This window comes from Phenylobacterium sp. (assembly GCF_035276905.1).
Classification (GTDB): Bacteria; Pseudomonadota; Alphaproteobacteria; order Caulobacterales; family Caulobacteraceae; genus Phenylobacterium.
The window spans coordinates 1-6,520 of sequence record NZ_DATELG010000323.1; the positions used below are offsets into that span (position 1 = coordinate 1).

Here is a 6,520-nt window from a genome sequence, read left to right on the forward strand (position 1 = left end):
CCGCTTAAGCCCGCTCGGCGGCCACCCTGTGGATAAGTGGACAAGGCTCCGCCTTGACCACTTATCCACAGGGCCAACCACAACTGAGAAGCGGACATTTGATGTGCTACGAAAACCGGACATCTTCACGCGCTATCGACACGCCGCAGGCGCCGCAGTCGAACTAACGCGTGGCCGGACGCGCATCGCGCCCTATGCTCGCCGTCGCCGCCAGCTCGACCGCAGTTCGCCCCAGAACCGGATGGATCCAGTCCGGGGCGATCTGCGCCAGCGGGCCCATGACGAACAGCCGCTCGTGGGCGCGCGGGTGGGGCAGGGTCAGGTCCGGCGTGTCCATCACCACCCGCCCGTAGGCGATCAGATCGAGATCCAGGGTCCGCGGCGCGTTGCGCTCGCCCCGGCGGCGATTGAAGCTTGCCTCCACCGTCAACAACGCCTGCAGCGTCGCCTCCGGTCCCGCGGGCGCGGCGACGATCGCCACGCCGTTGCGGTATTCCGGTCCCGTGGGATCGGGCCAGGCCGCCGAGCGCCACCAGCCGGAGCGGGCGAGCACCGCGAGCCCGGCGGCCGGCAGGGCGGCCAGCGCCGCCTCCAGCAGGGCCTCCGACGAGCCGTAGCCGCCCGCGAGGTTGCCGCCGAGCGCGACCACCACGGCCGCGTCGAGGTCGAGCGCTGGGGACTGCGGGGGCGGCGGGGCGATCGGCGAGGTCCTTGCGACGGCGCCGCCCTATTCAGGAACGGCGACGGTGGCTATTCGTGCGCGGCGACTCCTAAGGGCTCCCGCTGGATTGAGGAAGATGACGCTGGTGACGACGCCGACAGCCGCCGCATGCGGCCCAGAGCCCGCGCGCGACTGCCCGATCTGCCCCAGGCTGGTGGCCTATCGCCAGGCCAACCGCGCGGCGCATCCGGACTGGTTCAACGGCCCCGCCCCTTCGTTCGGGGATCCGGAGGCGCGGCTGCTGGTGCTGGGCCTGGCGCCCGGCCGCCAGGGCGCCAATCGCACCGGCCGGCCGTTCACCGGCGACTACGCCGGCGTCCTGCTCTACGAGACCCTGCTCAAGTTCGGCTTCGCCCGCGGCCGCTACGAGGCCCGCCCCGACGACGGCCTCAAGCTGGTCGACTGCATGGTCAGCAACGCCGTGCGCTGCGCCCCGCCGGGGAACAAGCCGGAGCCGTCGGAGGAGGCCAACTGCCGCCCCTTCCTCAGCGCCCGGATTGCCGCCCTGCCCCGGCTGAAGGTGATCGTCACCCTGGGCGACGTCTCGCGCCGCAACGCGCTCCGCGCGCTGGGCCTCAAGGCCTCGGCGGGCGTCGCCGGCCACGGCTCGGAGTTCCAGGCCGGCCCCTACACAGTGCTGAACAGCTACCATTGCTCGCGGCTCAACACGAACACCGGCCGGCTGACCGCGCCGATGTTCGAGGCGGTCTTCGAGCGCGCCAAGGCGCTGATCGGCTGAGCCCTCACAGCGGCGCGGCCACCTCCAGCACGATCTTGCCGCGGACGTGGTCGTTCTCGAGCGCGGCTTCCGCCTCCGCCGCCGCGTCCAGCGGATAGACGCGGTCGATCCGGGGAACCATCTGGCCTGCGTCGATCAGCCGCGCGATCTCGGCCAACTCCTGGCCATCGGGGTGGGCCATGTAGTGGACGCCGCGGGCGTATCTGGCCTCGGCCTTCTTCTGGTCCGGCTCCTTCAGCGTCGAGACCATGATCCCGCCGGTCTTCAGCACCGCCCAGGACCGCTCCTGGGTCTCGCCGCCGATCAGGTCGAAGACGAGGTCGACGTCCTGCACGCGGTCCTCGAACCGCTCCTCGTGGTAGTCGATGACCTCCGAGGCGCCGAGGCTCTCGACGAAATCGGCGTCGCGACCCGAGCAGGTGGCGATGACGGTGGCGCCGCGCACGCGGGCGAACTGGACGGCGAAGTGGCCGACGCCCCCCGCCGCGCCGTGGATCAGCACCCGCTGGCCGGATTCCAGGCCGCCGTGATCGAACAGCCCCTGCCAGGCGGTCAGCCCGGCCAGCGGCACGGCCGCGGCCTGCACGAAGTCCAGCTTGGCGGGCTTGGGCGCGCAGCAGGCCGCGGGCTGGGTCACGTACTCGACATAGCCGCCGTGGTCCCGGTCGAGCATGGCGTAGACCGCCTCGCCGACCAGCAGGCCCTCGACACCGGGCCCCTCGGCGTCGATCACGCCGGCCACGTCGCGGCCCAGCGTCAGCGGCAGGGCCTCGCGCGGCAGATAGCCGCCGTTGCGCACCTTGTAGTCCACCGGATTGACGCTGGCGGCCATCACCCGGATGCGGACTTCGCCTTGTCCGGGCTGCGGCATGGGAAGGTCTTCGACCTGCAGGGTCTCCGGCCCGCCGAACTGATGGATTCTGACCGCTTTCATCGCCCGGCTCTCCGCAGACGCTGCGCCATGCGGTCGCGAACCGTAGGACGGGGGCGGAGGTTCCCTTAGCCGTGGTCTTTCAGGAGCCTGGCCTTGTCGCGCTGCCAGTCCCGCTCGGCCACGGTCTCGCGCTTGTCGTGGGCCTTCTTGCCCTTGGCGACCGCCAGCTCGAGCTTGGCCATGCCCTTGTCGTTCCAGTAGAGCCTGGTGGGCACGATGGTGCGGCCTTCACGCTGCACCGCGCCGATCAGGCGGCTGATCTCCTTGCGGTGGAGCAGCAGCTTCCGCGGCCGGCGCGGCTCGTGGTTGAAGCGGTTGGCCTGGGCGTAGGGCGGGATGTCGGCGTTCACCAGCACGATCTCGTCGCCCTCCACCGCCGCATAGCTCTCGGCGATGTTGGCGCGGCCGTTGCGCAACGACTTCACCTCCGAGCCGGTCAGCGCGAGCCCCGCCTCGAAGGTCTGTTCCAGGAAATAGTCGAACCGCGCCCTGCGGTTCTCCGCGATCGTCTTGCCGGCCATCTCATCCCCGCCCGCTCAGGGCGGACATATAAGGTTTGTCCACAAACCACACGAACGGGCGGGAGGCCGGCGAGGCTGCAGATCTGAGTCTGGAACCACGGAAGACACGGAAAGGCGCTGCTGCCGCACGTCGCCTCCTCTGCACGGCCGCTGGAGCCCAAACGGACCGGCCCAGGGCCGGTCGAGCCATAACGTCGAGGGACGGACCAAGCCCCCCTTTCCGTGTGTTCCGTGTCTTCCGTGGTTCCTGTCGAACCCCGTTCGTGTGGTTCGTGGACAAAATTCCTACACCACGCCCGCGTCGCGCATCGCGTCCAAGACCTCCTTGCGGGAAGCCTCGGAGGCCGGGACCAGCGGCAGGCGCACGTCCTCGGTGCAGAGGCCGAGGTGGGCGAGCGCGAACTTGGTCGGCGCCGGCGAGGCGTCGCTGAACAGCGCCCGATGCAGGCGGATCAGCCGGTCCTGGTGCTGCAGCGCCCCGGCCCAGTCGCCCGCCATGGCGGCGTTGTAGAAGGCCGAGGTCTGCTCCGGGGCGACGTTGGAGGTCACCGAGATGCAGCCGTGGCCGCCGTGGGCCATGTAGCCCAGGCCGGTCGGATCGTCGCCGGAGAGCATCACCCAGTCCTCGCCGCACATCAGCCGCTGCATGCTGGCGCGCGAAAGGTCGCCGGTGGCGTCCTTGACGCCCACGATGTTCGGCAGCTTGGCGAGCTTGGCCAGCACCTCGTTGGAGATGTCGGTCCCGGTGCGCGAAGGCACGTTGTAGACCAGCACCGGCATCTGCACGGCCGCGTTGATCGCCGCATAGTGGGCGTAATGGCCCTCCTGGCTCGGACGCACGTAGTAGGGCGCGACCACCAGGGCCGCGTGCGCGCCGATCGCCTTGGCGTGGCGCACGAGTTCGATCGCCTCCTCGGTGGAGTTGGAGCCGGCGCCGGCGATCACCGGCACGCGGCCGGCCGCCGTCTTGACGCAGAGCTCGACGACGCGGCGGTGCTCGTCGTGGGACAGCGTGGCCGTCTCGCCGGTCGTGCCGACGGGCACCAGGCCGTGTACGCCGCCGGCGATCTGGCGCTCGACGAGGCGAATGAAGGCCTCCTCGTCGACCGCGCCGTCGCGGAAGGGCGTCACGAGCGCCGGGAGCAGGCCCTTGAACAAAGGCTGGGACATGATCGCAAAATGCCGTGAATAGGCGCTTGTTGAAGCGGCGTTCAGATTCGGCGCGACAATATGGATCGTGAGTCGTCGCCGCAACGCCCGTATGCGTTTCGCGTCAAAAGGGGGGCGAGAGTTGCACGCCAAGGCCCGTAAAGCGTTGCTGCTGGCCAGCTTGGCCCTGGTCTCGACCGCGGTCGCGCGCGCGCAGCAGATGGACGCGATCGGCGCCCTGCTGCAGCGGTCCGACGCCCAGGGCGTCACCGATGCGCCGGTGGATTCCAGCCGCCAGACCGTGCGCCAGCCGCTGTCGTCGTCGGACTTCGCAAATTTCCGCATGGCGGTGGAGGCCGGCCATCGCGGCGACGTCAACGGCGCCCGCGCCGCGCTCGGCATGATCAGCGACCGCGCGGCGAAGAAGGCCGCCACCTGGGTGCTGGTCGATTCCGCCGGCGATTCGCTGAGCTTCTACGAGGCCGACCAGGCCCGCCGCGAGCTCCGCGCCTGGCCCCGGGCCTCGCGTCGCCAGGCCGCCGCCGAAAAGCTGATCGAAAGCTCCGGCTATTCGCCGCGGCAGATCGTCGACTGGTTCGACGGGCTGGAGCCGACCACGCCCCAGGGGGCGATGGCGTTGGCCCAGGCCTACCGCAACCTCGGCCAGCCGGCCGCGGGCGCCGACCTGATCCGCCGGTGGTGGCGCACCAAAAGCTTCGAGGCCGACGTCCAGCGCACCATGCTGGCGCGCTTCGGCGACGTGCTGACGGTCGACGACCATGTCGCACGGGCCGACGTCCTGCTCTATGGGGCGCAAGGCCCGGCGGCGCGGGAGATGATCCCGCTGCTGCCGCCCGACCAGCAGCAGGCGGCCTACGCGCGCCTGGCGCTGCGCGGCGATTCCTCGAACGCCAACTCGCTCGTGAACGCCCTGCCCGCCAGCCTGGCCCAGAGCCCAGGCGTGGCCTTCGAGCGCGCCGCCTACCTGCGCCGGCACAACCTGACCGAGATGGCGGCCGCCCAGCTGCCCTACTTCCCGAAGGCCACCTACACGCCCGACCAGGCCGAGCGCGTCTGGGCCGAGCGCAAGCAGATCGTCATGGCCGAGCTGAAGATCGGCGACTATCGCAGCGCCTACGCCGCGGCCGCCGACTGCGGCTTTTCCAACAGCACAGAGGCGGCGGAGGCCGAGTTCTACGCCGGCTGGATCGCGCTGACCCGGCTGAAGGACCCGGCGAAGGCGGCGAAGCACTTCGCCGTGATCGACCGGGTCGGCACCTCGCCGATCACCCGGGCCCGGGCGCTCTACTGGCAGGGACGCGCGGCGGAAGCGCGGGGCGAAAAGGCCGCCGCGCAGGGCTTCTACCAGGCCGGCGCCCAGCACATCACGACCTTCTACGGCCAGCTGGCGGCCGAGAAGCTCGGTCAGCGCCTGGTGCTCGGCGACGACCCGCAGATCAGTGCGGGCGACCGCGCCCGCTTCGAGGCGAGCGACGTGGTCCAGGGCGCGCGCCTGCTGCACGACGAGGGCGGCCGCGACGTCTTCCGCTCCTTCGTGCTGGCGCTCGACGACATCCTGCCCACGGCCGCCGACCAGGCGATGCTGATCGACCTGGTGCGCAGCTACGGCGAGCAAGACGTCTCGATGAAGATCGCCCGCGGTGCGGCCCAGCGCGGCTTCGTCCTGCCGAACCGGGCCTATCCCTACCGCACCCCGCCGCAGGCGTTGGGCGCGCCGGAGCCCGCCTTCGTCCTGGCCATCACCCGCCAGGAGAGCGGCTTCGACCCGCTGGTCCGCTCCAACGTGGGCGCGCGCGGGATGATGCAGCTGATGCCGCAGACCGCCTCGATCATCGCCCGGCGCAACGGCATGGACTATTCGCCGTCGATGCTCGACGAGCCGGACTACAACATGCGCCTGGGCTCGGCCTTCCTCGGCCAGCTGGTCAGCCAGTTCTCCGGCTCCTACGTCATGGCGGCGGCGGGCTACAACGCCGGCCCCGGCCGACCGACCGCCTGGACCAGCTATTGCGGCGACCCGCGCGGCGGCACGACCGACCCGATCGACTACATCGAGTGCATCCCCTTCTCCGAGACCCGCAACTACGTGATGCGCGTGCTGGAGGGGGTGCAGGTCTATCGCGCCAAGCTGAACGGCGGCTCCGCGCCGCTGACGCTGACGGCGGACCTGAAGCGCGGCTCGTACAGCTATGCGTCCCTGGCCTCGGCCGCACCGGCCGCCGCCGGTTCCCTGGTCCCGGAAGCGCCGCAGCGGCCTTAGGCCGAACGCCGCGCCGCCACGACCAGCCCCGCACTGGTCTCCTCCAGCCGGCCGTCCAGCGCGAACGCCCGGGCCAGGACCTGCGGCGTGAGCGCCGCCCGCGGCGGCCCGTCGGCCACGACCCGGCCGGCGTGCAGCACCACCAGCCGGTCGCAGGCCCGCGCGGCGAGGCTGA

The 6,520-nt window shown here is 71.1% G+C and carries 6 protein-coding genes; 2 read left to right on the forward strand and 4 right to left on the reverse strand.

Annotated elements, in window-relative coordinates; all coding sequences use genetic code 11:
* Positions 1–163: 163 nt before the first annotated feature.
* Complete coding sequence (folK, locus tag VJS38_RS15195; protein WP_324088994.1) at positions 164–652, reverse strand: 2-amino-4-hydroxy-6-hydroxymethyldihydropteridine diphosphokinase; 489 nt, start codon at positions 650–652, stop codon at positions 164–166.
* A 145-nt stretch (positions 653–797) separates the two neighbouring features.
* Here folK and VJS38_RS15200 point away from each other — a divergent pair, with 145 nt between their 5' ends.
* Positions 798–1,460 (forward strand): uracil-DNA glycosylase, encoded by a 663-nt coding sequence (locus VJS38_RS15200; RefSeq protein WP_324088995.1) that lies wholly within the window; start codon positions 798–800, stop codon positions 1,458–1,460.
* A gap of 4 nt (positions 1,461–1,464) precedes the next feature.
* On the opposite strand, the gene VJS38_RS15205 is transcribed toward VJS38_RS15200, so the two are convergent.
* The 3 genes from VJS38_RS15205 to dapA all read right to left on the reverse strand — a co-directional run bounded on the left by VJS38_RS15205 (position 1,465) and on the right by dapA (position 4,085).
* Positions 1,465–2,394 (reverse strand): NADP-dependent oxidoreductase, encoded by a 930-nt coding sequence (locus VJS38_RS15205; RefSeq protein WP_324088996.1) that lies wholly within the window; start codon positions 2,392–2,394, stop codon positions 1,465–1,467.
* A gap of 65 nt (positions 2,395–2,459) precedes the next feature.
* Positions 2,460–2,915, reverse strand: coding sequence for an SsrA-binding protein SmpB (gene smpB, locus VJS38_RS15210; protein ID WP_324088997.1), 456 nt, complete (start codon positions 2,913–2,915; stop codon positions 2,460–2,462).
* A gap of 285 nt (positions 2,916–3,200) precedes the next feature.
* Positions 3,201–4,085: a 4-hydroxy-tetrahydrodipicolinate synthase gene (gene dapA / locus VJS38_RS15215; RefSeq protein ID WP_324088998.1), complete on the reverse strand. Its 885-nt coding sequence runs from the start codon at positions 4,083–4,085 to the stop codon at positions 3,201–3,203.
* A gap of 121 nt (positions 4,086–4,206) precedes the next feature.
* Here dapA and VJS38_RS15220 point away from each other — a divergent pair, with 121 nt between their 5' ends.
* Entirely contained in the window at positions 4,207–6,345 is a 2,139-nt protein-coding gene (locus VJS38_RS15220) for a lytic transglycosylase domain-containing protein (protein ID WP_324088999.1), read from the forward strand.
* Positions 6,346–6,520 lie beyond the last annotated feature (175 nt).